This window comes from Devosia beringensis (assembly GCF_014926585.1).
GTDB classification, from domain to species: Bacteria; Pseudomonadota; Alphaproteobacteria; order Rhizobiales; family Devosiaceae; genus Devosia; species Devosia beringensis.
Genome location: NZ_CP045422.1, coordinates 2923055 through 2948749, shown reverse-complemented (window position 1 = coordinate 2948749; position 25695 = coordinate 2923055). Strand labels below are relative to the sequence as shown.

Sequence of the window (25695 nt, the reverse complement as noted above, 5' to 3'; positions counted from 1 at the left end):
TGCCGGGCCTGCCTGCCAACGGAGCCCGCCCGCTCCGTTTTTAGTGACCGCCGCCCATGCAACGATAGCGCTGCTCCCGCCCTTAGTCCTTGAGCCCCGCACGGCACGCTGTGCGAAAAATCAATGGATTCAAAATCTTGGATGGGAAAACCATGATCAACACCAGTCGCCTGCTGACCGGCACCGCCCTGTCGCTGACCCTTCTGCTGACCCCGGCTTTGGCCCAGACCACCGAACCCGCCGCCGGCGAGCCCGTCGAAACCCAGCCCGCCAACGCCCCCGACCAGGAGCCCGCCTCGCCCGACCAGTATCGCGCACCCCAGCCGGCCGAGCCGGTGCAAACCAGCACGGAAACCGTGGCCGAAGGCCTGCCACTGCTCTGGGCCATGGAATTCCTGCCCGATGGCCGCATGCTGGTCACCGCCAAGCAGGGCGCGCTGCATGTCATCGGTGAGGACGGCGAAGCCGGTCCGGCCATCGAGGGCGTCCCCGAGGTCGATGCGCGCGGCCAGGGCGGCCTGCTCGACGTGGCCCTGGCGCCCGACTACGAAGATAGCGGCCGCATCTACTTCTCCTATGCCGAGCCCCGTGAGGGCGGCAATGGCACCACCGTCGCGTCGGCGACCCTGGTGCTCGACGAGGCAGGCGGCGGCACGCTTGAAGATGCCACCACCATCTTTGCCCAGCAGCCCACCTATGATGGCGACAAGCATTTTGGTTCGCGCATCGTGCCCCATGCAGACGGCTCGCTCTATATCACCGTCGGCGAACGCTCCGATGACGTCACCCGCGTCCAGGCGCAGGAACTGGCCAGCGGCTTCGGCAAGGTCTTCCACATCACCGCCGAGGGTGAGCCCATCGAGGACAATCCCTTTGTCGAGACCGAAGGCGCCCTGCCCGAGATCTGGAGCCTGGGCCACCGCAACGTGCAGTCCGCCGCGCTCGATGACGACGGCCGCCTCTGGCTGGTCGAGCATGGCGCCCGCGGCGGCGATGAGCTCAACCGGCCCGAAGCCGGCCTCAACTATGGCTGGCCCGATGTTGCCTATGGCATCGAATATAGCGGCGACGCCATCGGCGAGGGCATTACCGCCAGCAGCGAAACCCAGCAGCCGGTCTATTACTGGGATCCCGTCATCGCCCCCTCCGGCATGGCCTGGTATGAAGGCGACGAATTCCCCGATTGGGACAATACCTTCATCATTGGCGGCCTCGTCACCACCGGCCTTGTTGTCGTCCATCTTGGCGACGATGATCGCGTCGAGTTCGAGGAGCGCATCCCGCTCGAGGCCCGCGTCCGCGACGTCCGCATTGGACCCGACGGCGCCATCTATGCGGTGACCGAGGATCGCGAGGCCGGGACCTCCGCCATCATCCGCGTCAGCAGTGCCGACTAAGCCCGGCTTTGTTGCAACGTGCTGCCAGCGCCCATGGGCGCTGGCTTTTCCGCCCACAGCAGGCAGCGTGCTGACACGCCCTGTCAGCAGCCCTGTTCCCTCCCTGTTCGATAGCGGCTAAGCTCACCGAAACATTGCATTGGCGCGCGCCGTTCCCCATATGCGCTGCTCCCCCCGACCCCCGGTGTCTCCCCATGGCCGACAAATCCGCCCGCCCCGGCAAAGCCGATTTTTCCATCGATGACTTTCTCGGCGAGATCGAGAAGGCCGAGGATATCCTGGCCTCCAAGCCGCTCTATGCCGAGCGCATGCGCAACAAGCGCGCGCTGGACCGGGCCGACCAGAAGGTCGCGGCCGATGCCGAGCAGGTGCTCGAGGATGCCCGTAAGGCGCTCGAAACCGCCGCCAAGAAGAAGACCGCGCTGGAAAAGCGCCGCACCACCAAGTCCTCCAACGACACCGCTACAGGCATGTCGGCGAAGTCTTCAAAGACAAAAATAAATTCGGTCGACCGCGTCGACTTCGACGGCATGGGCGAAAGCCCGCAGGCCGGCTTCGGCCATGTGCCCTCCACAGGCGCCAGCACCAGCCAGAACCCCGAAACCGAGGGCAAGCTGCGCAGTGCCATGGCCAGCGCCAAGTCCAAGGCCGGCTCCAGCCGCACCGTCGAGGGCGCCGAAACCGTCGGCGTCACCGCCACCGTCATGGCGCTCGAACAGATCATCCTACATGGCCGCAAGGAGGTGGAAGGCTCTTCCCCCTGGGTGCCGCACAAGGCCCAGTCCAACCTCAAGCGCGATGTCGGCAAGCCCTTCCGCATGGTCACGCCCTATACCCCCGCCGGCGACCAGCCCACCGCCATTGCCGAGCTGGTGGAAGGCGTCAACAATGGCGAGACCGACCAGGTCCTGCTCGGCGTCACCGGCTCGGGCAAGACCTTCACCGCGGCGCAAGTGATTGCCGCCACCAATCGCCCGGCGCTGATCCTCGCCCCCAACAAGACCCTCGCCGCCCAGCTCTATGGCGAGTTCAAGAGCTTCTTCCCCGACAATGCGGTGGAGTACTTCGTCTCCTATTACGACTACTACCAGCCCGAGGCCTATGTGCCGCGGACCGATACCTATATCGAGAAGGAATCCACCATCAACGAGCAGATCGACCGCATGCGCCACTCGGCGACGCGGGCGATCCTCGAGCGCAATGACGTCATCATCGTCGCCTCGGTCTCCTGCATCTACGGCATCGGCTCGGTCGAAGACTACACGGCCATGACCATCGACGTTCAAAAAGGGCAAAAGATCGACCAGCGCGAGCTGCTCGCCAAGCTGGTGGCGCTGCAATACAAGCGCGGCGATACCGGCTTTGTGCGCGGCACCTTTCGGGTGCGCGGCGACACGGTGGAAATTTTCCCCGCCCACTATGAAGCCGCCGCCTGGCGCGTGTCGCTGTTCGGCAACGAGATCGAGTCCATCACCGAGTTTGACCCCCTGACGGGTAAAAAGTCGGCCGACCTCACCTTCATCCGCGTCTTCGCCAATTCCCACCACGTGACGCCGCGCACCACCATGAACCAGGCCATCAAGGCCATTCGCACCGAGCTCAATGCCCGCCTGCAGGAGCTCAACGGCGCTGGCCGTTTCCTCGAGGCCCAGCGGCTGGAACAGCGCAGCCTCTTCGATCTCGAAATGATGGAAGCCACCGGCTCCTGCGCCGGCATCGAGAACTATTCCCGCTACTTTTCCGGCCGCAAGCCGGGCGAGCCGCCGCCCACCCTGTTCGAATATCTCCCCGACAATGCGCTCGTGTTCGTCGACGAAAGCCACGTCACCATCGGCCAGCTCGGCGCCATGTATCGCGGCGATCTCCGTCGCAAAGCCACGCTGGCCGAATATGGCTTCCGCCTGCCAAGCTGCATGGACAATCGCCCGCTGCGTTTCGAGGAATGGAACGCCATGCGGCCGCAATCGGTCTATGTCTCGGCCACGCCCGGCAAGTGGGAAATGGAGCAGACCGGCGGCGTCTTTGCCGAACAGGTCATCCGCCCCACCGGGCTGATAGATCCCCCGGTGGAAATCCGCCCGGCCAAGAACCAGGTCGATGACGTGGTCGACGAGATCCGCCAGGTCAACAAACTCGGCTACCGGACCCTCCTCACTGTCCTCACCAAGAAAATGGCCGAGGACCTCACCGAATATCTGCACGAGCAGGGCATTCGCGTCCGCTACATGCATAGCGACGTCGACACCATCGAGCGCATCGAGATCATCCGCGATCTTCGTCTGGGCGCCTTCGACGTTCTCGTGGGCATCAACCTGCTGCGCGAAGGCCTCGACATCCCCGAATGCGGCTTCGTGGCGATCCTCGACGCCGACAAGGAAGGCTTCCTCCGCTCGGAAACCTCCCTGATCCAGACCATCGGCCGCGCCGCCCGTAACGTCGACGGCAAGGTGGTCCTCTATGCCGACCGCATTACCGGCTCGATGGAGCGCGCGCTGGCCGAAACCGGCCGCCGCCGCGAAAAGCAGGTGGCGTACAATGAGGCCAACGGCATCACCCCCGCCTCGGTCCGCTCCAATATCCATGACATCGTCGACTCGGTTTACGAGCGCGACCACGTCACGGTATCGATCGGCAAAGGCCGCGACGGCAAGGAACGCGTCGAAGTCGGCGCCAACCTCGCCGCCGTCATCAAGGACATCGAAACCCAGATGCGCGAAGCCGCGACCAACCTGGAGTTCGAGAAAGCCGCCCGCCTTAGAGACGAGGTCAAGCGCCTGCGCGAAATGGAACTCGATACGCTGTCTGGCGAGGTCAACTAGGCCCCCGACACCCCCACCCAACCTCCCCCTGAAGGGGGAGGGGCCGAGCAGTGGGTGGGCGCCATCGTGGACAAACTCGATCCGATCCCTCCCCCTTGTATGTTTGCTTGGAGGCCGTGATTGGCGATGATCGGCCTGGGAGCTTTGGGTTTACCGGGCTCCCGGGCTGGATAGCGTGTGTCCCCCAAGAGCCAGCAAGCTCGCCCCTGAGCAGACGCGTCCGGCCCATCTTGACTGTCTCGAACGGTTGGTTGGGCGACATGCCCGCATACAAGGCAGAGCGATCATGATTTTTTCCCCAGACTATGTTGGTGTCGACGTCTCCAAGAAGCACCTGGATCTGGCCATCACCGGCTCGAGCAGGTTGCGCGTGTCCAATAATCCGGCTGGCATGGCTCGGTTGGTGCAAAAGATCTCCAGCCTGACCCGGCCCCATCTGGTCTGTGAGGCCACCGGCAGCTATACGCGGCTGATGGCCCGCTCGCTCAGCCAGCATGGCATCGCGCTGAGCACGATTAACCCGCGCCGGGTGCGCGATCTGGCTCGGGCCGACGGGCTGCTGGCCAAGACCGATGCGATTGACGCCGCGGCGATCCTGCGCTTCGCTCACCTGATGCACCCAGATCCCGACCCCCTCTACGATCCAAATGCCGTGGAAATGGCCGATCTGGTGCGCCGGCGCCGCCAGATGGTGGATATGCTGGCCATGGAAAAGCAGCGTCGCGAGCACCCTGAAGCTGCGCTGGCGCAAGCCAGCATCGATGCTCATATAGGCTTCTTGAGCAGCCAGATCGGCGAGATGGATCGGGCCATTACCCGCCAGATCGATAGCGATGCGACGCTACGGCGCCGGGCCGAACTACTCACCACCATCCCCGGCATCGGCCAGACTACGGCCGCCGTGCTGCTGGCCGAAATGCCCGAGCTGGGCGGCATCGGCAACAAGCAGGCGGCCGCCTTGGCCGGAGTCGCCCCCTTCAACCGCGATAGTGGTGAGATGCGCGGCCAGGCCCATATCGCCGGCGGACGCCTCTCGGTGCGCTGCGCTCTCTATATGGCCACCCTGTCGGCCATCCGTGCTAACCCGCCCATCCGCGACTTCTACAAAAGGCTGCGCGCCCAGGGCAAACCGGGAAAGCTCGCCATCGTCGCCGCCATGCGCAAACTCATCACGACAGCCAATGCCGTCCTTGCCAACAACACCCCCTGGCACACCAACAACACCCCCTGGCACACCAACACAGCTTGACCGCAAACACGGTTGCTCAGGGGGAGGCTAGGTGGGGGTCTTGCCCTTCAGGGGCTTCGAGGCATGCCCGCAGGGCCAGATTGGTCCGGTGGACCAATCTGAGCCGAGAAGGCCATGAGAGCTATGCTCGAATGGCCGGTTAGGCGGGGGCCTATCCCCAACCCCGATCTAGGTGGGGGTATCGCAGTTAGGTGGGGTGCCCCACCCCGGCGGCTCCCCATCCACCGGCCCCAGCAGACCGAACACCACCTCCCCCACCCCATCGGCATTGTCCAGCACGTCGTCATTGCCAAACCGCACCACGCGATAGCCCAGCCCGACGAGAAACGCCGTCCGCCGCGCATCGTGGGCCAGCCCCGCCTCGGTGAAATGGCTGTCGCCATCGATCTCGAAAATGATCCCGGCGCGCTTGCAGACAAAATCCACCACATAGGGCCCGATCGGCGCCTGCCGCCGCATATGCCAGCCCGCCCGCCGCCAGGGTTCCAGCAGCGCCCAGAACCGCCGCTCCGCCACCGTCTGCTCCCGCCGCAAGCCGCAGGCAAAGGAGATCTGTTCTTTCATGTCTGGCACCCCCACCCAGCCTCCCCTTGAAGGGGGAGGAGCGCATCGAGTTCGCCCACAATCCCGCCCCAACCACCGCGCGGTCCCTCCCCCTTGTATGTTTGCTTGGAGGCCGTGATTGGCGATGATCGGCCTGGGAGCTTTGGGTTTACCGGGCTCCCGGGCTGGATAGCGTGTGTCCCCCAAGAGCCAGCAAGCTCGCCCCTGAGCAGACGCGTCCGGCCCATCTTGACTGTCTCGAACGGTTGGTTGGGCGACATGCCCGCATACAAGGCAGAGCGATCATGATTTTTTCCCCAGACTATGTTGGTGTCGACGTCTCCAAGAAGCACCTGGATCTGGCCATCACCGGCTCGAGCAGGTTGCGCGTGTCCAATAATCCGGCTGGCATGGCTCGGTTGGTGCAAAAGATCTCCAGCCTGACCCGGCCCCATCTGGTCTGTGAGGCCACCGGCAGCTATACGCGGCTGATGGCCCGCTCGCTCAGCCAGCATGGCATCGCGCTGAGCACGATTAACCCGCGCCGGGTGCGCGATCTGGCTCGGGCCGACGGGCTGCTGGCCAAGACCGATGCGATTGACGCCGCGGCGATCCTGCGCTTCGCTCACCTGATGCACCCAGATCCCGACCCCCTCTACGATCCAAATGCCGTGGAAATGGCCGATCTGGTGCGCCGGCGCCGCCAGATGGTGGATATGCTGGCCATGGAAAAGCAGCGTCGCGAGCACCCTGAAGCTGCGCTGGCGCAAGCCAGCATCGATGCTCATATAGGCTTCTTGAGCAGCCAGATCGGCGAGATGGATCGGGCCATTACCCGCCAGATCGATAGCGATGCGACGCTACGGCGCCGGGCCGAACTACTCACCACCATCCCCGGCATCGGCCAGACTACGGCCGCCGTGCTGCTGGCCGAAATGCCCGAGCTGGGCGGCATCGGCAACAAGCAGGCGGCCGCCTTGGCCGGAGTCGCCCCCTTCAACCGCGATAGTGGTGAGATGCGCGGCCAGGCCCATATCGCCGGCGGACGCCTCTCGGTGCGCTGCGCTCTCTATATGGCCACCCTGTCGGCCATCCGTGCTAACCCGCCCATCCGCGACTTCTACAAAAGGCTGCGCGCCCAGGGCAAACCGGGAAAGCTCGCCATCGTCGCCGCCATGCGCAAACTCATCACGACAGCCAATGCCGTCCTTGCCAACAACACCCCCTGGCACACCAACAACACCCCCTGGCACACCAACACAGCTTGACCGCAAACACGGTTGCTCAGGGGGAGGTTAGGTGGGGGCCTACCAGACCCCCTAAGCAAGCCGATACCGTGATGGGCGGCCCTTGGCTCCCCGAGTTAGTAACTGGATTGAGTCAAAGGCCGCCCATTACCCGTGACACCGCAAGCGCAAGCCGGGCGGCGTTTCGGCGCGTCCGCCGGTCCCTCTTATCCCCTGGCCCCGCCGCGGGCCTATCATGGCGGCAGCACAGGCAGAGGCCCAAGGAGACTGACATGACCCTACCCAAGCTCGGCACGCGCGGCATTGACAGCTATAACCGGCTCGGCCGCGAACTGGCCGCCTTCAACTATGTGCTGCGCGGCGCGCGGCCTGCCGGCGCCTATTCGACCCAGACCATGTTCACGCTCAATGGCCTGTTCAACCGCGCCAACCGCCTGTTCCGCCGCCATGCCGACCTGCCGCATTTCTACCCGGTCAGCCTCGACACGCCCCTGACCCCGGCCGATCTGGTCGTCCAGGTGGCCAATCTCACCGCCGCCTGCCTCGCCTTCGAGGAACGCTATGCGCACCTGATCGAGCAAGGCCGCGCCCAGGCCCTGCAGGCGCTGCAGCGGCACGGGGGCTGAGGCCGGGCGGCGCGCCGCTTGTGATCACCATCCCCCTCGACTCCCGACTGCCCTCGCGCTAGAACATAACGTGAACATAACCTGTCGAGGTCATCATGCATATCTTCACCACCGAACTGGCCGGCCGCACCGGCCGCGCGCTGCCGCTGACCCTGGCCGAGGCCAGCCAGATGGCCGAAGCCGGCTTCCGCTTTGCCGAGTTCAACCCCGAATATAACCGCTACCGGCTGAGCCAGCCCTATGAGCTGGTGATGATTCCCGAGCGCAACCTGCTGACCATAAGGCAGTGACCGCCCTTCTTGCCTTTGGTGCGCCAATGGGTGCAGGTGGGACCATGCGCCTTTATCCCGCCGCCCTGTTATTGCCCGTCCTGCTGCTCGCCGCCGCGCTCCACGGCGCGCCAGTGCTAGCGGCGCAAACCGCCACTGTCAGCGGCGCGCCGGCTTTGCATGACGGCCCCGGTCCCGACACGCCCGCCACCGGCAAGAACCTGCCGGCGGGCGCCACCGTCACGATCGAGCGCTGCAGCAACGATCTCGTCTCCGGCAGCGCCGCGCCGGGCGTGGCGGCGCCTGCCCCCGGCGCCGGCGACTGGTGCCTGGTGCGCGGCGCCGGCTGGGTCGATGGCCGCGCCCTGGTCAATCTCAGCGCCGATCCGCTCAGCCTGCTGCCCGCGGGCGACGGGCTCGATCCGCTCGATGCCTTGGGCGAGGGCACCCCGGCCTGGGACGATCCGACTATCGATTTCGGCGATCCGGCCGAGTGAGCGTGCCAGCGCCGTGGCCGGCGCTCTTTGTTCCAGATCAAGGTGGGCCCGCGCCGTCCTGCTAGCATGGGGCCTCATCAATGGAGGAACCCGCCATGTTCAAGATCAATGAAGGCCGCACCGACCGCATCCTGCGCGTGGTTGTCGGCATTGCCATGCTGGCCGCCTTCTTCGCCTTTCCCGATGCCGGCTGGCGCTGGTTCATGCTGATCGGCCTCGTGCCGCTGCTGACCGGCATTGTCGGCACCTGCCCGATCTATACTCTGCTGGGCATCAATACCTGCCCGGTCCGGCGCAGCTAGGCTGGCCTGGCCGCCATCAGCCGCACCTTTTCCAGCCAGGCCTCGCGCTGCGCCTCGGTGCTGGTCTTGACCTCGGCAAAGCGCGTCACCGTCACCGGCTTGATGCCGCAATAGCCAAGCACGGCATGCTTGACCATGCGCACATCCGAATTGTGATAGGCGAACCAGGTCCAGTAGTCCGGCGCGTCGGCGGTGATGAACAATTGCCCCGACCGGCCCTTGAGCAGCTTGTCCCAGAGCGGGTCCTTGTCATGGGGCGCGAACGCCTGGCCGGGCAGCAGCGTGCGGTCGAAAAACCCCTTGAGCAAAGCCGGCACGCTGCCCCACCAGGCCGGATAGACGATCACCCAGCGCTCGCACCAGTCGATCAGTCTTTGCGCCTCGACCAGGTCGGGCTCGAGCGGCTGGATGGCTTTATACCCCTGGTGCAGAATCGGGTCGAACGCCATCGTCGCCAGGTCCTGCCGCTGCAGGTCGTGCCCGGCGGCCAAAGCCGCCGCCTGATAGGTATCGGCAATGCCGCCGCACAGACTATTGCGATCGGGATGGGCCAGCAGCAGATAGATGCGCATCAGCGACTCCTTAGGTTTCCCGCCAGAATAGTCCTGCCAGCCCCTAATGCATTGAGCCAGAACAAATTTAGTCATCATGCGTTCATGGTGGTGACCAGATGACGCCTGGATCACCGCCGCGCCAAAAAAAATCCCCGGCAACCAGATTCGCCGCCACCCGTTGGTCTGTCAGACAGCCAAGGAGACCATCATGGTCAAGCCGCACCACGACAATGACAAGACGCCAGAGGAAGTCCAGGACCGCATCTGGGAGCTGGCCGACAAGATCGACATCTGCATGTTCACCACCTGGGATGGCGAGCGCCAGCGCAGCCGGCCGCTCTCGGCCCGCGTCTTCCGCGAGGATCACGCCATCTATTTCCTGGTCGACCAGGAAGGCCACAAGAACGAGCAGGTTGAAGCCTTCCCCTATGTCTCGATGGCCTGGGTCGATAGCGGCGGTCACAAATATGCGGTGATTTCCGGCAAGGCCAAGCTCAGCAATGACCGCGCCCAGATCACCGAGCTGTGGAGCGACTGGGACAAGGCCTGGTGGGACGATGCCAGTGATCCGGCCATCCGCCTGCTGACCGTCACCCCCGAGGATGGCGAGCTCTGGGACAGCCCCAACCAGCTGGTCTCGACCGCCAAAATGGCCTTTGCCGCCCTGACCGGCAAGGCGCCCGATATGGGCGACAATGCCAAGGTCGATCTCTAAACCCTTGAAACCGCCGCGCTGCTGGCGCATTGGACATCTGAACGCTTCGGAGACCCCCATGCGCCAGCGCCTGCTCATCGCCAACGCCCTGCTCGCCGCCACGCTGCTGCCGGCCCAGGCCATGACCATCACCGCCCGGGTGTCGGGCGGCAATATCGCCATCCATGCCGGGCCGAGCGACCGCTACGAGCTCGTCGGCCGCGTCGCCGACGGCACCGAAATCCCCATCGACCAGTGCACGCAGAGCGATTCCGATTCCCGCCGCGGCAGCTGGATCGGCGATGCCGGCTACTCCCTGCGCGGCAGCGATGCCACGCTCTGGTGCCACATTCCCGATACTGGCTGGGTCATGCGCAGCAACATTGTCGGCCGTGGCCTGGTCAACGTCACCCCGCCCGATTTCGACGGTCCCGGCTGGTAAGGCCTAAAGCGGCAGCACCCGCGACTGCTTGATCTGCCCGAGCGAAAAGCTGCTCTCGATCGAGGCGACGCCGGCAATCTGCGTCAACCGCGCCCGCAGGAAGCGCTCATAGGCTTCGAGATCGGCGCAGACCACGCGCAGCAGGAAGTCGAACTGCCCGGTCATCAGGTAGCATTCCATCACTTCCGGCCAGCGCCCGATGGCGGCGCCAAAGGCATCGAGCTCCTCGGCCCGCTGCCGTTCCAGCTTGATCGAGATGAAGACCGAAACCGGTAATCCCACAGCCTTCTGGTCGACGCTGGCGCTGTAGCCGGCAATGATCCCCGCCTGCTCCATCTGCCGTATCCGCCGCAGGCACGGCGACGCCGACAACCCCACCAGCTCGGCAATCGCCTGCACCGTCATCCGCCCGTCCGCCTGCAGCGCGCCCAGGATCTTGCGGTCGATCGCCGTCAGCACCATTGGTGCGATTTTGGCTGTTTCCGCCATTCATGCCGCCATTTCTGCGCATTTCCTGCGCTTGTCCGCCAATATGGCCGCAGAATAGACAGGATTCACCGCGCGGCAAGGTGCAATGTCAGACATCTGCAGAGGGGGTACACGCATGGACCGGATCAAGACCATCGAGGCGCTGACGCGCAAGGCGCTCTGGCTCTCCAACTGGACGATCCACCATGCCAACCACATCCGGCCCAATACCGATGGGGTCAAGGTCGGCGGCCACCAGGCCAGCTCTGCCTCCATGGCGGCGATCATGGCCGCGCTCTATTTCGGCGTGCTACGCCCCGAGGACCGCGTCGCCGTCAAACCCCATGCCTCACCCGTCTTTCACGCCATCCAGTATCTGTTCGGCAAGCAGAGCCTCGAAAAGCTGGAAAACTTCCGCGCCTTTGGCGGCGCCCAGTCCTATCCCAGCCGCACCAAGGACACCGACGACGTCGATATCTCCACCGGCTCGGTCGGCCTCGGCGTCGCCTTCACCGCCTTTGCATCGCTGATCCAGGACTATGTCCGCGCCAAATCCTGGGCCGATACCTCTCGCCCCGAGGGCCGCATGGTCGCCCTGGTCGGCGATGCCGAGCTCGACGAGGGCAATGTCTATGAATGCCTGCTCGAGGGTTGGAAGCATGGCCTGCGCAATACCTGGTGGGTCATCGACTATAATCGCCAGAGCCTGGACGGCGTTGTCCGCGAGGGCCTCTATAACCGCATCGAGGCCATTTTCCGCGCCTTCGACTGGACTGTGGTCACCCTCAAATATGGCGCCCTGCAGCGCGCCGCCTTTGCCGAGCCGGGCGGGGACAAGCTCAAGGCCTGGATCGATGCCGCCCCCAATGCCATCTATTCGGCGCTGATGTTCCGCGGCGGCGCCGCCTGGCGCGAGCGCCTCAGTGACGAAATCGGCGACCAGGGCGCCCTGACCGCCCTGCTCGCTCGCCGCAGCGATGCGCAACTGGCCGAGCTGATGGGCAATCTGGGCGGCCATTGCACGCAAAGCCTGCTCGAGCAGTTCGAAGCCGCCGCCGCCAGCGACAAGCCCACCGTCTTCATCGCCTATACCGTCAAGGGCTGGGCCACGCCGCTCGCCGGCCACAAGGACAACCATGCCGGCCAGATGACATCAGCGCAGATGGACACGCTGCGCCAGTCCATGAACGTCCGACCCGGCCATGAATGGGAGAAATTCGAGGGCCTCGACAACGCTGCCGAAATCGAATCCTTCCTCGCCGACGTCCCCTTCAACACCACCGCCTCCCGCCGCCACAGCTCGCCCGCCGTACCCACCATCGGGCCCCAGTTCGTCGGCACCGGCCCCACCTCGACCCAGACAGCCTTCGGCAAGATCCTCGACGCCATCGCCAAGACCGATAGCGAACTCGCCCGCCGCATCATCACCACCTCGCCCGACGTCACCGTCTCGACCAATCTGGGCACCTGGGTCAATCGCCGCCATCTTTACGCCCAGCGCGACATGGTCGATGTCTTCCAGGCCGAAGCCATTCCCAGCGCCCAGAAATGGCGCTTCACCCCCGAGGGCCAGCACCTTGAGCTCGGCATTGCCGAGATGAACCTCTTCCTTGCGCTCGGCGCCGCCGGGCTCAGCCATTCCCTCTTCGGTGAGCGCCTGCTGCCCATCGGCACGCTCTACGATCCGTTCATTTCCCGCGGCCTCGATGCGCTCAACTATGCCTGCTACCAGGATGCGCGCTTCCTGCTCATCGGCACGCCCTCGGGCGTCTCACTGGCCGGCGAAGGTGGCGCCCACCAGTCCATCGCCTCCCCGCTGATCGGCATGTCCCAGGATGGCCTCGCCAGTTTCGAACCGGCCTTTGCCGATGAACTCTCGGTCATCATGGACTGGGCCTTCGACTATATGCAGCGCGCCGGCGATGCCCGCCCGGACCTGGCCGACTGGCCGCGCGACGTTACCGGCGGCTCGGTCTATCTGCGCCTCTCCACCCGATCCATCGAGCAGCCGCCCCGCAGCGTCGACAAGGCCCTGACCACCGGCATCATCCGCGGCGCCTATTGGCTGAAAGCCCCCACCCCGCAATGCGAGGCGGTCATCGCCTATCAGGGCGTGCTGGCCAGCGAGGCCATTGCCGCTGCTGCCGCCATTGGCGGCGACCGCCGCAATGTCGCGGTCCTGGCCGTCACCTCGGCCGATCGCCTCAATGCCGGCTGGCACGCCGCGCAGCGCGCCCGCCTGCATGGCGATCCTGCCGCCACCAGCCATATCGAAACCCTGCTCGCCGACATCCCCCATCGCGCCGGCCTCGTCACCGCCATCGACGCCCATCCGGCGACGTTGGGCTGGCTGGGCAGCGTGCTCGGCCATCGCACCATTACCCTGGGCGTCGAGCACTTTGGCCAGACCGGTACCGTCAACGACCTCTACGCCCATTTCGGCATCGGCGCGGAAGCCATCGCCACCGCGCTGCGCGTCAGCATGGGCCGCTGAAGGTGCTCGTGCGCGCTTCCCCGGCAAACCACGCGAGCCTGCTGAGGAGCGTCACCAGGCGCTCTCAACGGGCTGCCTGCCAAACCACCATCTGCCCATTTCCGCATCGCCCGCAGATCAAGGGATAGAAAATGAGCAACCTATCCACAGACCGGCTTGCCAAGCGGAAATGGATTTGTCAGACATATGTCATTGGGCAGATTTCGAGGGGAAATCTTGATCTGCCGATCGCAGCCTGGCTGCGCAGAATTCGACCGGCCAGCCGCTATCGCGCCGGCACCGAGGGAACGTCGACAATTGGCTCTGCAAGGAGGGAGTCTGCAATGAAGACACTATTGAAAATCGCCGGGGCATTGGCTGTCGCGACGGCCATGACCGCGCCCATGACCATGCCGTCGCTGGCCCAGACCACCATCGTCGCGCCGGGCCAGTCCACCTCGGGCACCTATATGGACTATATGAAGACGGTCTATGCCCGGGCCACCTTTGCCGAGCTGCTGCAGGTGCCGATTGCCACCTTCGACAAGGAATTCGAGCTGACGCCGATGGCGGCCGAAAGCTGGAGCCAGTCCGAAGATGGCCTGACCTGGACCTTCAAGCTGCGGCCCGGCCTGGTCTGGTCCGATGGCGAGCCGCTGACGGCAGAAGACTATGTCTTTGCCCTGCAGCGCGCCGCGACCGGCGGCTATGACTTTGCCTGGTACTGGGATTTCGCCGGCGGCATCAAGGGCTGGAAGGAAGTCACCGAAGGCACTGCCGACGTGTCCACGCTTGGCCTCGTCGCCGTCGATGACCTGACCATCGAAGTCACCACCGTCGCCCCAAAACCCTACCTGCCATCGGTCACCAGCCTATGGTACCCCGTGCCCAAGCATGTCGTCGACAAGCTCGGCGATGACTGGGCCCTCAATGTCGATACCATCGTCTCCTCTGGCCCCTTCGACCTCGAGAGCTGGGAGAAGTCCAACAACTCGGTCGTCCTGACCAAGTCCGACACCTATACCGGCCCGTGGCAGGCCCAGATCGACCGCCTCGAAGTCGATCCAAGCCTGGGCGCCCCTGAAGTCGGCCTGCCCGCCTTCCTCGCCGGCGACGCCGACTATTCCTTCCTCAATACCGGCCAGGTGCCGGTGGCGACCCAGCGCTATCCCGATGGCATCCGCAAGAACGCCGTCTTTGCCACCTCCTACATCTCCTACGATCTGGATTCGGCGCCCTTCAACGACGAGAATGTCCGCAAGGCCTTCTACTACGCCGTCGATCGTGCCGAGCTGACCTCCACCGTCCTCAAGGACATCGCCATCCCGGCCGGTTCCATCCTGCCGCCCGGCTATCCTGGCTACAATCCTGACATCGCTGCCGAAGCCGTGTTTGATCCCGAAAAAGCCAAGCAGTTCATGGCCGATGCCGGCTTTGCTGACGGCGCCGGCTTCCCCGAGATCGAAATCTGGTATCGCGAAGAGGGTGGCTATAACGGCGCCATCATTCCGGCCATGGCGCAATATCTGCAGGCCGAGTTCAAGGACGTTCTGGGCATCACCATGAACATCCGCGTCCTGCCCGGCGCCGAGTGGATGGACGGTCTGCGCAACAAGACCAACAACATCTTCATCGCGCCCTATGAATACGACTATCTCGATCCGTCCAACTTCTACGGCATCTTCTTCAATGGCGGTCGCCACGGCTACCACATTCCCGAATATGACGCGCTGGTCTCCCAGGCCGATTCCGAGAGCGACTGGGACACCCGCTACAAGCTCTATGCTGAAGCCGAGCAGATCATGATCGATCAGGCGCTGATCGTGCCGCTCGTCCACCCCATTACCATCGCCGTCATCTCCGATGAACTCGGCGGCGATGCCTCCACGCCCAACGCCCTGGGCTTCACCTCGCTCGATCGCCTTGGCCACTACTTCTTCACTCACCTGACCAAGCAGTAGTCACGATCGTGCGCCGCGCTCCCTGGTTCCCAAGGCCAGGGAGCGCTTCCCTACACAGCAAGGCCAGCCCATGCCCCTTCTCGACATCAAGGACCTGCGGGTCAGTTTCAGCCAGTATGGCGGCCAGGTCGATGCGGTGCGGGGCGTCAGCTTTTCCCTCGAGGAAGGCGAAAGCCTCGGCATTGTCGGGGAATCCGGTTCCGGCAAATCGGTCAGCTGTAGCGCCCTCTTGCGCCTGCTGCCCGCCACTGCCCATGTCAGCGCCACCACCATGCTGCTCGACGGCATCGACGTGCTCAAGGCCGGCAAGGAAGACCTGGCGCGGCTGCGCGGCCGATCCGCCGCCATGATCTTTCAGGATCCTATGACGGCCTTTGATCCGGTTTTCACCATCGGCCACCAGATCTGCGAAACCATCCAGGCGCACCGGCCTGCGAGCAAGCGCGACGCCCTGGCCGAGGCCGAGCAATTGCTGCTGCGCGTCGAGATCAAGAACGCCAAGGACGTCCTCAACTTCTATCCCCATCAGCTCTCCGGCGGCATGCTGCAGCGCGCCATGATCGCCATGGCCCTGTCCTGCCGCCCCAAGATCCTGATTGCCGACGAACCCACCACCGCCCTCGATGTCACCATCCAGGCCCAGATCCTCTACCTGATCAAGAAGGTCCAGGCCGAGTTCGGCATGGCTCTGATCATGATCACCCACGATCTCGGCGTCATCGCCGAAACCGTCGACCGGGTGCTGGTCATGTATGGCGGCGAGGTCATGGAAGAGGGGCCGGTGCAGCAGATATTCGACGCGCCGAAACACGATTACACCAAGGCCCTGCTGGCCAGCCTCAATGCCAGCTTCGTCCCCTCGGGCGATCTCGACGCCGCCGCCGCGCCGGCGCTCGAACTGCGCGGCCTCGCCAAGACCTATCGCATCGGCCGCCGCAGCGGCTTTGTCACCAGCCACACCGATTTCCACGCCGTGCACCCGCTCGATATCGTGCTGCCGCGCAACCGCATTGTGGGCCTGGTCGGCGAATCCGGCTCGGGCAAGACCACCACCGGCATGATGGCCATGCGCCTGACCGAACCCAGCGCCGGCCAGGTCCTGGTCGATGGTGCCGATATCACGACGATGGATGCCACCGCGCTCAAATCCTACCGCCGCCGCATGCAGATCGTCTTCCAGGACAGCTATTCCGCCCTCGATCCGATGATGACGCTGGACCAGATCATTGCCGAGCCGCTGCATATCCATGGTCTGGGCACGGCGCGCGCCCAGACGCAAAAGGCGCTCGACTGGCTCGAACGCGTCGGCCTGCCGCGCAATTTCGGTTCACGCTACGCCCATGAACTCTCCGGTGGCCAGCGCCAGCGCGTCGCCATTGCCCGCGCCCTGATCCTCGAACCCACCGTGCTCGTCGCCGACGAGCCGACCTCAGCCCTCGACGTCACGGTCAAGGCGCAGATTATCGGCCTGCTCAAGCAGCTGCAGGCCGAAATGGGGCTCTCGATCCTATTCATCAGCCATGACCTGTCGACCGTCAAATCCCTCACCGACAGCGTCGTGGTCATGTATCGCGGCCGCGTCGTCGAGGAGGCCCCCACGCAGGCCATCTTCGCCGATCCCCAGCACCCCTATACCCGCGCTCTGCTCGACGCGATCCCGGCCGCCAATCCCCGCGACCGCCGCCAGCGCAGCTTTCTGACGGCCGACGAACTCGCCGCCGCCACGCCGCGCTATACTGTCATCCAGACCGGCCTCGCCCCCAACGCCGCGCCCCAACTGGTCACCATCGCCCCCAACCACCGCGTCGAAGCGCTGGTGACGACATGAGGACCAGCGCATGATCTCCTTCATCCTCCGCCGCCTCATCTCGGTCGCCGTCACCTTCATCGTCGTGTCGCTGATCATCTTCTTCATGATGCACGCCATTCCCGGCGGCCCCTTCGACGCCAATGACATGCCGGTATCCGAGGCTGTGCGCGACAAGCTGATGGCCAATCTCGGCCTCGATCAGCCGCTCTATGTCCAGTATTTCCGTTACATGTGGGGCGTGCTGCATTTCGATTTCGGCGTGCCCTATCAGAGCCCCGGCGATACCGTCACCGGCTTGCTTTCCCGCGCCTGGGTCCCCAGCCTGGTGCTCGGTGGCCTCGGCGTGCTGATCGGCGCCCCGCTCGGCATCCTGCTGGGCATGGCCGCCGCGCTCAACCGCAATACCTGGATTGATTACCTGGCCTCGACGGTCGCCACCTTCGGCCTGACCATTCCGGTCTTTGTCACCTCCATGCTGCTGATCCTGGTCTTTGCCGTCTGGCTGCAATGGCTGCCAGCCAGCGGCTGGGGCAAGCCCGAGCGCTGGATCCTGCCGATCACCGCCTATGCCTTGATCCCGCTGGCCACCTATGCCCGCTATACCCGCTCGGCCATGCTCGACACCATCAACCGCCCCTTCGTCACCGTGCTGCGCGCCAAGGGCCTCAGCGAACGCCGTATCATTTTCCAGCACGTGCTGCGCAACTCGGCCATTCCGCTGGTCACGGTGTTTCTGCCCATGTTCATCGGCACCGCCACCGGCTCGATCTTTGTCGAGGCCATGTTCCGCGTGCCGGGCCTGGGCGCCTATTTCGTCTCTTCGATCGAGACCCGCGACTATCCGCTCGAAATGGCACTGATGCTGATGATCACCTTCATGTACTGCATCGCCTACCTGCTCAGCGACATCGTCTATGCGCTGATCAATCCGCGCATCCGCGTGGGAGGCGGCCAATGACCACCGAGCCCCTCGCCGCCCCCGCCCCCTATCGCCACCGCAGCCCGCTCTGGTTTGCCTGGCAGCGCTTTTCCGGCAACAAGGCCGCCATCGTTGCCGGCGCCGTCCTGGCCGTGCTCATCCTGATGGCCATCTTTGCCCCGCTGATCACCCCGGCCCCGCCCGAGGCCCAGTCCTTCCTCACCGAAGCGCTGGCCTTCCCCTCGGCCCAGCACTGGTTCGGCATCGATAGCCTCGGCCGCGATTTTTATACGCGCATCGTCTATGGCGCCCGCGTTTCGCTGACCATCGGCTTCACCGCCGCTTTGTTCAGCGTGGTCATCGGCATTCCGCTCGGCGCCCTGGCCGGCTATTTCGGCGGCAAGACCGACTGGTTCATCATGCGTGTCATCGAGCTCTTCTCGGTGGTGCCGCCTTTGCTGGCCGCCATGCTGCTGGGCGCCCTCACCCGCGGCGGCTATTTCACTATCGTGCTGATCGCCGCCCTCTTCGGCTGGGTGCAGGTCTGCCTTTTGGTCCGCGCCCAGATCAAGGCCATGCGTGACAAGGAATTCGTCCGCGCCGCCCAGGCCCTGGGCGCCACGCCCTGGTACATCATCCGCCGCCACCTCATTCCCAATTCGATATCCCCCATCATCGTCGGCTTCGTGCTCGCCATACCCCTCGCCATGATGCTCGAGGCCAGCCTCAGCTTTCTGGGCATCGGCGTGCCCCCGCCCACCCCCACCTGGGGCCAGATGATCAATGAGGGCATCGATTTCATGTTCTTCTACTGGCACCTCGCGCTCTTCCCCACCGCCGCCCTCGCCATCACCGTGCTGGCGACCACCCTCTTTGGCGACGGCTTGCGCGATGCCCTCGATCCGACTTTGAAAGGCCGCTGACGTGTCCGAAAATCTTGCCCGGCAGTTCCTCCTCCGCGAGGATGTCGTCTTCCTCAACCACGGCTCGTTCGGCGCCTGCCCGCGCCCGGTCTTTGAGGCCTATCAGGCCTGGCAGCTCAAGCTCGAGGGCCAGCCCGTCGAGTTCCTCGGCCGCGACCTCACCGAAAACATGCGCCGTCCGCGCATCGTTCTGGCCGCCGAACTGGGCACCAGCGCTGACAATCTCGTCGGCCTGACCAATGCTACGCTCGGGCTCAACATCGTCGCCCAGTCGCTCGATCTCCAGCCCGGCGACCAGATCCTGACCACCGACCACGAATATTCGGCACTGGAAAAGACCTGGGCCTATGTCGCCCGCCGCACCGGCGCCGAGATCGTCGTCGTCACCGTGCCCCTGCCCCTCACCTCCGAGGCCCAGTTCACCAAGGCCGTCATCGCCGGCATGACCGAGCGCACCAAAGTGCTGTTCCTCAGCCACATTACCTCGCCGACCGCTTTGCTCTTCCCCATTGAGGCCGCCATCGCCGAAGCCCGCAAGCGCGGCATCTGGAGCGTCATCGACGGCGCCCATACCCCCGGCCATATCCCGCTGGCCCTCGACGAGCTGGGCGCCGATTTCTATGCCGGCAACTGCCACAAATGGATGATGGCGCCCAAGGGCTCGGCATTCCTCCATGCCCGCCCCGACGTGCAGCACCTGATCAACCCGCTGGTCATCAGCCATGGCTGGACCGCCCAGTCCAAGGAACCGGGCGCCAAGGGCGCCTTCGGCAATTCCCCCTTCATCGACGAGCTCGAAATGCAGGGCACCCGCGACCCCTCGCCCTGGCTTTCCGTCACCGCCGCGCTCGATTTCCGCCGCGCCAATGGCTGGACCGGCGTGCAGGAACATTGCCAGGCTTTGGCCCAGGACACCGCCCATCGCCTGGCCCTGCTGACCGGCCTTACCCCGCTCAGCAGCCCGCCCTTCTCGGCCCCGCAAATGGTGGCCATGCCGATCCCGGAATGCGACGTGGATCAGCTCAAGCTCGACCTGCTCGACAAGTACAATATCGAGATCCCGGTCTTTAAATGGCAGGACACCTGCATCTGCCGCCTCTCGGTGCAGGGTTACAATTCCAAGCCGCAGATGGATATCCTGATCGAGGCGCTGACCGACCTGCTGCAATTGCAGGCCCCCGCCCCCCGCCAGTCTGCACTGCACGGCTGACAAATCAGTCAAACTGTGATGTGTGGGGGAATTGCTTGCTGAGGCCAGGAGATCAGGCGCCGTGCGACAACAGAGTGCCCTGAGCTACCTTGAGCCGCTGGAAACCCGCACGCGCGGCGTGGCGGTGCTGGACGCGCTGGCCGACATGGTCGAGCGCTCTGGCCTCAAGATCGGCGATCGCCTGCCGCCCGAAGTCTCGCTGGCGGCGACGCTTGGCGTCGGCCGCTCCACCATTCGCGAGGCGCTCAATCGCTGGGAGGGTCTCGGCATCATTCGTCGTCGCCGCGGCGACGGCACCTATCTCTCCGCCCGGGTGCAGACCTCGCGCGGCCTCGTGCCCACCATGGTGCGGCTCGAAGGCGAAGCCCTGCTCCGCCTGATGGAAATCCGCCGCACGCTGGAAAACGACGTCGTGCGCAAGGCCACCATCGCCGCCACCCCGGACCAGCGCCGGCAGATTTCCTTGCTGTGCGACGCGCTCCTGGTCGAAGTCGACGCTGGTCGCCCTTGGCGCAAGGCCGACCACGCCTTTCACGGCGCCATCTATGACGCCTCGGGCAATCCCATGTATGGCCAGATCCTCGCCAATCTCGACCGTGCGCTCGAGCGCGGCGGCGCTTCGCCCTTCGGCGCCGACGATTTCGGCCTGGCTTCTTTCCCCATCCACCGCGACCTGGCCGATGCCGTCATGGCAGGCGACCCCGACCGCGCCGTCGCCACCGTCAATGCCATGCTCGACATCGTCGAAGACGAAGTCCGCGCCATCATCGGCGAAGGCAAGCTGAGCTAGCGCCCCCAGCTGACCTCCCCCTGAAGGGGGAGGGACAGATCGAGTTTTGGGCATAATCCAGCCGCAATCACCACGCGGTCCCTCCCCCTCAGGGGCTTGAGAGCGGCCCGAAGGATAAATCGCTCCAGTGGAGCGATTTAAGCGAAGAAGGCCATGAGGGCTAAGCCCGAATGGCTGGCTGTGGGGTACGTCCCCGTCAGATCGTAGATATTACAACCAGCCGCTCAGCTCCCGCCGCACCATGTCCTCGATCATGTCCATGCCGCCCGGGCTGTCATTGAGGCAGGGGATATAGGCAAAATTCTCGCCACCGGCCTCCATGAAGAGATGGCGGCCTTCGACCGAGATTTCTTCCAGCGTCTCGATGCAGTCGGCCGAAAAGGCCGGCGCCAGGATCGCCACCTTCTTGATGCCCTTGCCCGGCAGGGCTTCGAGCGTCTTGTCGGTATAGGGCTCCAGCCACTTGGTCGGGCCGAAGCGCGACTGGAACGTCACCATCAGCTTTTCCTTGGGCCAGCCGAGATATTCGCGCACCAGCCGCGTCGTCTTGTAGCACTGGCAATGGTAGACATCGCCGCGCTCCAGATAGGTCACCGGCATGCCGTGATAGCTGGTGATCACCACGTCCGGTTCGAAATCCAGCGCCGCGACGCCGTCCCGGATCGAATTGCCGAGCGTCTCGATATATTTGGGATCTTCGAAATAGGCTGGCATGCTGCGCACCGCGGGCTGCCGGCGCATGGTCTTGAGCACGTCGAAGGCCTTGTCATTGGCCGTGGCGGTCGTCGTCGCCGAATTCTGCGGATAGAGCGGCACGAGAAGGATCTTGGTGCACCCGGCGGCCACCATCTTTTCCATCACGCTCTGCGTCGAGGGATTGCCGTAACGCATGGCAAAATCGACCATGACATTGTCATGGCCGGCCATCCGCGCGGCCAGCGCCGCGGTCTGCTTGCGCGTGATCACCAGCAGCGGGCTGGCATTGTGTTCCTTGTCCCAGATCGAGGCATAGGCCTTGCCGCTCTTTTGCGGCCGTACGCTGAGGATCACCAGGTTGAGCAGCGGCCACCATAGCCAGCGCGGCGTCTCGATCACCCGCTGGTCGCTGAGGAATTCCTGCAGATAGCGCCGCACGCTCCAGTAGTCGGTGGCGTCGGGTGTGCCCAGATTGAGCAGCAGCACGCCGATTTTCTGCGGCAGGACGGCGGGATGATTGGGCGGGAGGTGTTCGGACATGGGGCGCCAGTTTGGAGGGGTTCTAGGCTGGCGCGCACCATAGCCGCTTCGAGCCGCCGCGCAAGGCGGCGATGGGTCGCGCGGCGCCGGGTGATCCGATCCGGCGCTAGAGGCTGGCCATCAGCAGCACCACGCCGAATCCCAGCACCGCCACAGCACCCGCCAGCTCGAGCCACCAGACGATCCTGGCAGTCACCGGGTTGTCGACGCCGCCAATGCGCGCCGCCATGCCCTTGGCCGTCACCGCCAGCGTCGCCAGGGCCGCCACGGTGATGGCGGTGCCAACCCCCATCAGGAACACCGCCGCAATGCCGGCCAGCAACAGTCCCTGCGACAGCGCGAAGACCAGCACCACCAGCGCCCCCGAACAGGGCCGCAGCCCTACCGACAACACCACGCCCAGCTGCTCGCGCCAGGACCCGCTCGTCACCGCCGGCGGCACGATATGCAGGTGATCATCGTGATCATGGTCATGGTCATGGTCATGGTCATGGTGGTCATGCCCGCCATGGTGATCATGCATGTGGTCGGCCTCGCCATGCAGATGCGCACGCGCCTTGTGGGCCATATCGGTCTTTGGCGCATGGTCATGCTTGTGCCCCCAGCCGAACAGCTTGCGGGCGATCAGCCAGAGACCGAGCAGTGCCACCAGAGCGTAGGAAGCAATGCCGATCCAGTTGGCCGCATTGTCCATGGCCAGGCTCGTCATCCCCAGCAGCCCGGCCGCCACCAGCACGAAGACCACCGCCACGCTCGATTGCAGCATGGCCGACAGCGCGCTCAGCAGCACGCTGCGCCGCAGCTGGCTTTCATTGGCCAGCACATAGGAGGAGATCACCACCTTGCCATGACCCGGCCCGGCCGCGTGCAATACGCCATAGATAAAGCTCAGCCCGCCCAGCACCCAGAACGCTGTCCAATCGCTGCGCAGCGCATTGAGCGCCTCGGTCAGCGCCCGGTAGAAGTCGCGCTGCTGCGTCGCCAGCCAGCCGAAAAACCCGGTGCGCGGCAGGTTGAGACCCACCTCGACGGGCGGCCCGCCAAACGGCGTCGCCGGCTTGGCTTCTGCCACCGCCGTCACCGCCTCGAGCGCCGAGGCCGGCGCCGCTGCGGCTGCGCCAGCGCAGTCGATCACGATCACCCCCTGCGTGCCGCGCAGGGCCGCCGCCAGGTCGGGCGGCAGGTCCGTGATATCGGGGCCCAGCGCGTAGAGACGCTCGGCGACATCGTCGGCCATTTCCTTGGGCGGCTCCAGCACCACCCCGCACCCCGCCGGCGCATTGACCAGTGTCACCGCGCTGGGGTCGATAAAGGTGATCGCCACATAGTAGTCGGGGTCATAGACGCCCAGCTCGAACCGCTTCCCCACCGGCGCCGGCTGGGTCGCGTTTAGCGAATAGCTGAGCGTCGTATGGCCATCGGCATAGACCATGCGCTGGTCACCGGCCGGCGTGAACGCCATCGGGGCGTCGGCATCACCGGCATAGGTATAGAAATCGAACTCGGCCAGGCCCGTCATGTTCTCGTCGGCCAGCTCCTGCAGCTCGTCCGGACTCGTCTCGCGGTCGCCATTGACGTCCAGCCCCTGGATCACCCATGCCGAGAATGCGGTGTCGAATGCCCAGTCGTGGCGCAGGCCGATCACAGCGCCGCTGTCATCGAAGGTAATGCTGACCCTGGCATCGATCAGGATATGCGGATGCGCCATCGCCGGCGCGGCCAGTCCCACAAGGCCCAATGCGGCGCCGGCTAGCCGATGTCCGAAATTCCCAAGACGCACGCTATATCCTAGTGAACGGGGTGGGTCTGGAACCAGTCCACCAGATGATCGATCAGCGCCCGCACCTTGCCCGCCAGATGCCGGCGATGCGGATACACCGCCTGCAGCGTCTGTCCGGTCGGCAGGAAATCGGTCAGTACCGGCACCAGTTCGCCGGTGGCGATCACCGGCTCGGCCAGATAGGACGGCAATACGACAAATCCGAGACCCATCATGGCGGCCTTGCGCGCCGCCAGCGGCGAATTCACCCGCAACGGCCCGTTCACCGGCACCGAAATGGTCTTGCCATCCTCGACAAAGCGCCAGTTCGATTGCCCCTGCAGGTTGACGTCGACGATGCAGGGCACCTGCCGCAGGTCTTCGGGATGCTTGGGCGTGCCATGGCGCTTGAGCAGGTCCGGCGCCGCCCCGACGATGACATGCATATTGGCGATCTTGCGGGCAATCAGCGAGGAATCGGCCAGTGTCGAAATCCGCAGGGCAACATCGATGCCCTCATCGACCAGATCGACATAGCGATCCTCCAGCCGCAGATCGAGCGTCACCTTGGGATGCTTGCGTAGATACTCAAAAATGGCCGGCGCCAGCGTGTCCTCGCCGAAATTGCGCGGCGCCGAAACCCGCAGCAATCCGCGCGGCTCGGCCGTCTGGTCGGTAATGGTGGCGTCCAGGTCATCGAGCTGCTGCAGCAGCGCACTGGCCTCGCGATAGTAGCCCTCGCCCGCCTCGGTCAGGCTGAGCTTGCGCGTGGTCCGGTTCATCAGGCGGACGCCCAGATAGTCCTCAAGGTCGGTGACATATTTGCTGAGCAGCGCCTTGGAGCGGCCATGCTGCCGCGCGGCGGCAGAAAAGCCTCCGGAATCAAAGACCTGAACGAAGGCGCGAATGCGTGCGAGGTCTTGCGTCATGCCACCATGTTCACCAGATCATTGCAATCCAGTCATAACTCACCTGCATCAGGTGAACAATATCCGGCCTTGGTCCTTGCACGATTAACGATAGACTGGAACCGCAATCGACGCGCACAAGGAGTTCGGACTATTTTCCCACTCATGTCCAAACCCTCATCCCGTTCCACGCTCTACCGCCTGATCCAGGCCGGCCAGCTGGCCCATCGCGCCCTGCTGCTGCCGCTGGCCGAGCGGGGCCTCGAACCGGGCGATGACGCCATCCTGTTCGAGCTCGGTCGTGCCGGCGCCACCGAGAGCGATCTGGCCGCCGAACTGGGCCTGTCCGATGCCGGCCTGGCCGACCGTCTGTCGCGCCTGATCGAGCGGGGGCTCGTCACCCGCCAGGCTGTGGGTCCCGAACTGGCCAATGGCGTCGCGCTCAGCGATCGCGGCGTGCGCATCCGCAATAGCCTGGCCGATCACTGGGCCCAGCTCGAGGAAGCGCTGATGGGCGAACTCAAGCCCAAGCAGCGCAAGAAGCTGGGCGAGCGGCTCAAGCGTTTCGTCGATCTGCTCACCTTCTGACCGCCAACCCC

Annotated in this window: 24 protein-coding genes; 18 read left to right on the top strand and 6 right to left on the bottom strand. The window is 64.8% G+C overall.

Going from position 1 to position 25695, the window contains the following annotated elements:
- Nucleotides 1–152 precede the first annotated feature (152 nt).
- The 3 genes from GDR53_RS14360 (at nucleotide 153) to GDR53_RS14350 (ending at nucleotide 5465) form a co-directional block, all read left to right on the top strand.
- Nucleotides 153–1397 (top strand): PQQ-dependent sugar dehydrogenase, encoded by a 1245-nt coding sequence (locus GDR53_RS14360; protein ID WP_193335148.1) that lies wholly within the window; start codon nucleotides 153–155, stop codon nucleotides 1395–1397.
- 470 nt (nucleotides 1398–1867) lie between these two features.
- The gene (gene uvrB, locus GDR53_RS14355) at nucleotides 1868–4216 is read left to right on the top strand and encodes an excinuclease ABC subunit UvrB (RefSeq protein ID WP_269802209.1); all 2349 of its coding nucleotides are present in this window, start codon (nucleotides 1868–1870) and stop codon (nucleotides 4214–4216) included.
- A 286-nt stretch (nucleotides 4217–4502) separates the two neighbouring features.
- Complete coding sequence (locus GDR53_RS14350; protein ID WP_193335061.1) at nucleotides 4503–5465, top strand: IS110 family RNA-guided transposase; 963 nt, start codon at nucleotides 4503–4505, stop codon at nucleotides 5463–5465.
- Nucleotides 5466–5633: 168 nt separating this feature from the next.
- On the opposite strand, the gene GDR53_RS14345 is transcribed toward GDR53_RS14350, so the two are convergent.
- Nucleotides 5634–6029, bottom strand: coding sequence for an endonuclease domain-containing protein (locus GDR53_RS14345; protein ID WP_193335146.1), 396 nt, complete (start codon nucleotides 6027–6029; stop codon nucleotides 5634–5636).
- A gap of 284 nt (nucleotides 6030–6313) precedes the next feature.
- Between GDR53_RS14345 and GDR53_RS14340 the strand changes: the two genes are divergently transcribed.
- From GDR53_RS14340 to GDR53_RS14320, 5 genes are all read left to right on the top strand, one after another.
- Complete coding sequence (locus GDR53_RS14340; RefSeq protein WP_193335061.1) at nucleotides 6314–7276, top strand: IS110 family RNA-guided transposase; 963 nt, start codon at nucleotides 6314–6316, stop codon at nucleotides 7274–7276.
- A 251-nt stretch (nucleotides 7277–7527) separates the two neighbouring features.
- Entirely contained in the window at nucleotides 7528–7881 is a 354-nt protein-coding gene (locus tag GDR53_RS14335; protein WP_193335145.1) for a hypothetical protein, read from the top strand.
- A gap of 95 nt (nucleotides 7882–7976) precedes the next feature.
- Nucleotides 7977–8171, top strand: a complete 195-nt coding sequence (locus tag GDR53_RS14330) for a hypothetical protein (RefSeq protein ID WP_193335144.1) — start codon at nucleotides 7977–7979, stop codon at nucleotides 8169–8171.
- A gap of 44 nt (nucleotides 8172–8215) precedes the next feature.
- A complete protein-coding gene (locus tag GDR53_RS14325) occupies nucleotides 8216–8647 on the top strand; it encodes an SH3 domain-containing protein (protein WP_193335143.1) in 432 nt (143 codons plus the stop codon).
- Nucleotides 8648–8742: 95 nt separating this feature from the next.
- The gene (locus GDR53_RS14320) at nucleotides 8743–8949 is read left to right on the top strand and encodes a YgaP family membrane protein (RefSeq protein WP_193335142.1); all 207 of its coding nucleotides are present in this window, start codon (nucleotides 8743–8745) and stop codon (nucleotides 8947–8949) included.
- Here GDR53_RS14320 and GDR53_RS14315 read toward each other — a convergent pair.
- Nucleotides 8946–9521, bottom strand: a complete 576-nt coding sequence (locus GDR53_RS14315) for an NAD(P)H-dependent oxidoreductase (protein WP_193335141.1) — start codon at nucleotides 9519–9521, stop codon at nucleotides 8946–8948. The two genes, GDR53_RS14320 and GDR53_RS14315, sit on opposite strands and share 4 nt — an antisense overlap.
- A 190-nt stretch (nucleotides 9522–9711) precedes the next feature.
- On the opposite strand from GDR53_RS14315, the gene GDR53_RS14310 reads away from it, so the two are divergent.
- Nucleotides 9712–10218 (top strand): pyridoxamine 5'-phosphate oxidase family protein, encoded by a 507-nt coding sequence (locus GDR53_RS14310; protein WP_193335140.1) that lies wholly within the window; start codon nucleotides 9712–9714, stop codon nucleotides 10216–10218.
- A 58-nt stretch (nucleotides 10219–10276) separates the two neighbouring features.
- The gene (locus GDR53_RS14305; protein ID WP_193335139.1) at nucleotides 10277–10639 is read left to right on the top strand and encodes an SH3 domain-containing protein; all 363 of its coding nucleotides are present in this window, start codon (nucleotides 10277–10279) and stop codon (nucleotides 10637–10639) included.
- 3 nt (nucleotides 10640–10642) lie between these two features.
- Here the strand turns inward: GDR53_RS14305 and GDR53_RS14300 are convergent, their stop codons facing one another.
- On the bottom strand, nucleotides 10643–11128 hold the full coding sequence (locus tag GDR53_RS14300; RefSeq protein WP_232846633.1) for an Lrp/AsnC family transcriptional regulator: 486 nt from the start codon (nucleotides 11126–11128) through the stop codon (nucleotides 10643–10645).
- Nucleotides 11129–11243: 115 nt separating this feature from the next.
- Between GDR53_RS14300 and GDR53_RS14295 the strand changes: the two genes are divergently transcribed.
- The 7 genes from GDR53_RS14295 to GDR53_RS14265 all read left to right on the top strand — a co-directional run bounded on the left by GDR53_RS14295 (nucleotide 11244) and on the right by GDR53_RS14265 (nucleotide 21193).
- Nucleotides 11244–13601: a transketolase gene (locus GDR53_RS14295; RefSeq protein WP_193335138.1), complete on the top strand. Its 2358-nt coding sequence runs from the start codon at nucleotides 11244–11246 to the stop codon at nucleotides 13599–13601.
- 323 nt (nucleotides 13602–13924) lie between these two features.
- Nucleotides 13925–15541 (top strand): peptide ABC transporter substrate-binding protein, encoded by a 1617-nt coding sequence (locus GDR53_RS14290; RefSeq protein WP_193335137.1) that lies wholly within the window; start codon nucleotides 13925–13927, stop codon nucleotides 15539–15541.
- Nucleotides 15542–15611: 70 nt separating this feature from the next.
- A complete protein-coding gene (locus tag GDR53_RS14285) occupies nucleotides 15612–17369 on the top strand; it encodes an ABC transporter ATP-binding protein (protein ID WP_193335136.1) in 1758 nt (585 codons plus the stop codon).
- Between the two features lie 10 nt (nucleotides 17370–17379).
- Complete coding sequence (locus GDR53_RS14280; protein WP_193335135.1) at nucleotides 17380–18309, top strand: ABC transporter permease; 930 nt, start codon at nucleotides 17380–17382, stop codon at nucleotides 18307–18309.
- The gene (locus GDR53_RS14275; RefSeq protein ID WP_193335134.1) at nucleotides 18306–19193 is read left to right on the top strand and encodes an ABC transporter permease; all 888 of its coding nucleotides are present in this window, start codon (nucleotides 18306–18308) and stop codon (nucleotides 19191–19193) included. Before GDR53_RS14280 ends, GDR53_RS14275 begins: the two co-directional genes overlap by 4 nt.
- 1 nt (nucleotide 19194) lies before the next feature.
- Nucleotides 19195–20403, top strand: coding sequence for an aminotransferase class V-fold PLP-dependent enzyme (locus tag GDR53_RS14270; RefSeq protein ID WP_193335133.1), 1209 nt, complete (start codon nucleotides 19195–19197; stop codon nucleotides 20401–20403).
- A gap of 61 nt (nucleotides 20404–20464) precedes the next feature.
- Nucleotides 20465–21193, top strand: a complete 729-nt coding sequence (locus GDR53_RS14265) for a FadR/GntR family transcriptional regulator (protein ID WP_193335132.1) — start codon at nucleotides 20465–20467, stop codon at nucleotides 21191–21193.
- A 210-nt stretch (nucleotides 21194–21403) separates the two neighbouring features.
- On the opposite strand, the gene hemH is transcribed toward GDR53_RS14265, so the two are convergent.
- The 3 genes from hemH to GDR53_RS14250 all read right to left on the bottom strand — a co-directional run bounded on the left by hemH (nucleotide 21404) and on the right by GDR53_RS14250 (nucleotide 25117).
- Nucleotides 21404–22429 carry a ferrochelatase gene (gene hemH, locus GDR53_RS14260; protein ID WP_193335131.1) on the bottom strand — a complete coding sequence of 342 codons (1026 nt, stop codon included), beginning with the start codon at nucleotides 22427–22429 and terminating at the stop codon, nucleotides 21404–21406.
- A 106-nt stretch (nucleotides 22430–22535) separates the two neighbouring features.
- Nucleotides 22536–24209, bottom strand: a complete 1674-nt coding sequence (locus GDR53_RS14255; RefSeq protein WP_193335130.1) for a HoxN/HupN/NixA family nickel/cobalt transporter — start codon at nucleotides 24207–24209, stop codon at nucleotides 22536–22538.
- An 8-nt stretch (nucleotides 24210–24217) separates the two neighbouring features.
- The gene (locus tag GDR53_RS14250) at nucleotides 24218–25117 is read right to left on the bottom strand and encodes a LysR family transcriptional regulator (RefSeq protein WP_193335129.1); all 900 of its coding nucleotides are present in this window, start codon (nucleotides 25115–25117) and stop codon (nucleotides 24218–24220) included.
- 144 nt (nucleotides 25118–25261) lie between these two features.
- Here GDR53_RS14250 and GDR53_RS14245 point away from each other — a divergent pair, with 144 nt between their 5' ends.
- The gene (locus tag GDR53_RS14245) at nucleotides 25262–25684 is read left to right on the top strand and encodes a MarR family winged helix-turn-helix transcriptional regulator (RefSeq protein WP_193335128.1); all 423 of its coding nucleotides are present in this window, start codon (nucleotides 25262–25264) and stop codon (nucleotides 25682–25684) included.
- Nucleotides 25685–25695 lie beyond the last annotated feature (11 nt).

What these genes read in the sequence shown, in the direction of transcription:
- GDR53_RS14320 (WP_193335142.1), top strand. Translation starts at nt 8,743, where the DNA reads ATGTTCAAGATCAATGAAGGCCGCACCGACCGCATCCTGCGCGTGGTT.
- GDR53_RS14280 (WP_193335135.1), top strand. Translation starts at nt 17,380, where the DNA reads ATGATCTCCTTCATCCTCCGCCGCCTCATCTCGGTCGCCGTCACCTTC.
- GDR53_RS14330 (WP_193335144.1), top strand. Translation starts at nt 7,977, where the DNA reads ATGCATATCTTCACCACCGAACTGGCCGGCCGCACCGGCCGCGCGCTG.
- uvrB (WP_269802209.1), top strand. Translation starts at nt 1,868, where the DNA reads ATGTCGGCGAAGTCTTCAAAGACAAAAATAAATTCGGTCGACCGCGTC.
- GDR53_RS14285 (WP_193335136.1), top strand. Translation starts at nt 15,612, where the DNA reads ATGCCCCTTCTCGACATCAAGGACCTGCGGGTCAGTTTCAGCCAGTAT.
- GDR53_RS14325 (WP_193335143.1), top strand. Translation starts at nt 8,216, where the DNA reads ATGCGCCTTTATCCCGCCGCCCTGTTATTGCCCGTCCTGCTGCTCGCC.
- GDR53_RS14250 (WP_193335129.1), bottom strand. Translation starts at nt 25,117, where the DNA reads ATGACGCAAGACCTCGCACGCATTCGCGCCTTCGTTCAGGTCTTTGAT.
- GDR53_RS14340 (WP_193335061.1), top strand. Translation starts at nt 6,314, where the DNA reads ATGATTTTTTCCCCAGACTATGTTGGTGTCGACGTCTCCAAGAAGCAC.
- GDR53_RS14310 (WP_193335140.1), top strand. Translation starts at nt 9,712, where the DNA reads ATGGTCAAGCCGCACCACGACAATGACAAGACGCCAGAGGAAGTCCAG.
- GDR53_RS14350 (WP_193335061.1), top strand. Translation starts at nt 4,503, where the DNA reads ATGATTTTTTCCCCAGACTATGTTGGTGTCGACGTCTCCAAGAAGCAC.
- GDR53_RS14315 (WP_193335141.1), bottom strand. Translation starts at nt 9,521, where the DNA reads ATGCGCATCTATCTGCTGCTGGCCCATCCCGATCGCAATAGTCTGTGC.
- GDR53_RS14305 (WP_193335139.1), top strand. Translation starts at nt 10,277, where the DNA reads ATGCGCCAGCGCCTGCTCATCGCCAACGCCCTGCTCGCCGCCACGCTG.
- hemH (WP_193335131.1), bottom strand. Translation starts at nt 22,429, where the DNA reads ATGTCCGAACACCTCCCGCCCAATCATCCCGCCGTCCTGCCGCAGAAA.
- GDR53_RS14335 (WP_193335145.1), top strand. Translation starts at nt 7,528, where the DNA reads ATGACCCTACCCAAGCTCGGCACGCGCGGCATTGACAGCTATAACCGG.
- GDR53_RS14275 (WP_193335134.1), top strand. Translation starts at nt 18,306, where the DNA reads ATGACCACCGAGCCCCTCGCCGCCCCCGCCCCCTATCGCCACCGCAGC.
- GDR53_RS14300 (WP_232846633.1), bottom strand. Translation starts at nt 11,128, where the DNA reads ATGGCGGAAACAGCCAAAATCGCACCAATGGTGCTGACGGCGATCGAC.
- GDR53_RS14245 (WP_193335128.1), top strand. Translation starts at nt 25,262, where the DNA reads ATGTCCAAACCCTCATCCCGTTCCACGCTCTACCGCCTGATCCAGGCC.
- GDR53_RS14290 (WP_193335137.1), top strand. Translation starts at nt 13,925, where the DNA reads ATGAAGACACTATTGAAAATCGCCGGGGCATTGGCTGTCGCGACGGCC.
- GDR53_RS14360 (WP_193335148.1), top strand. Translation starts at nt 153, where the DNA reads ATGATCAACACCAGTCGCCTGCTGACCGGCACCGCCCTGTCGCTGACC.
- GDR53_RS14295 (WP_193335138.1), top strand. Translation starts at nt 11,244, where the DNA reads ATGGACCGGATCAAGACCATCGAGGCGCTGACGCGCAAGGCGCTCTGG.
- GDR53_RS14345 (WP_193335146.1), bottom strand. Translation starts at nt 6,029, where the DNA reads ATGAAAGAACAGATCTCCTTTGCCTGCGGCTTGCGGCGGGAGCAGACG.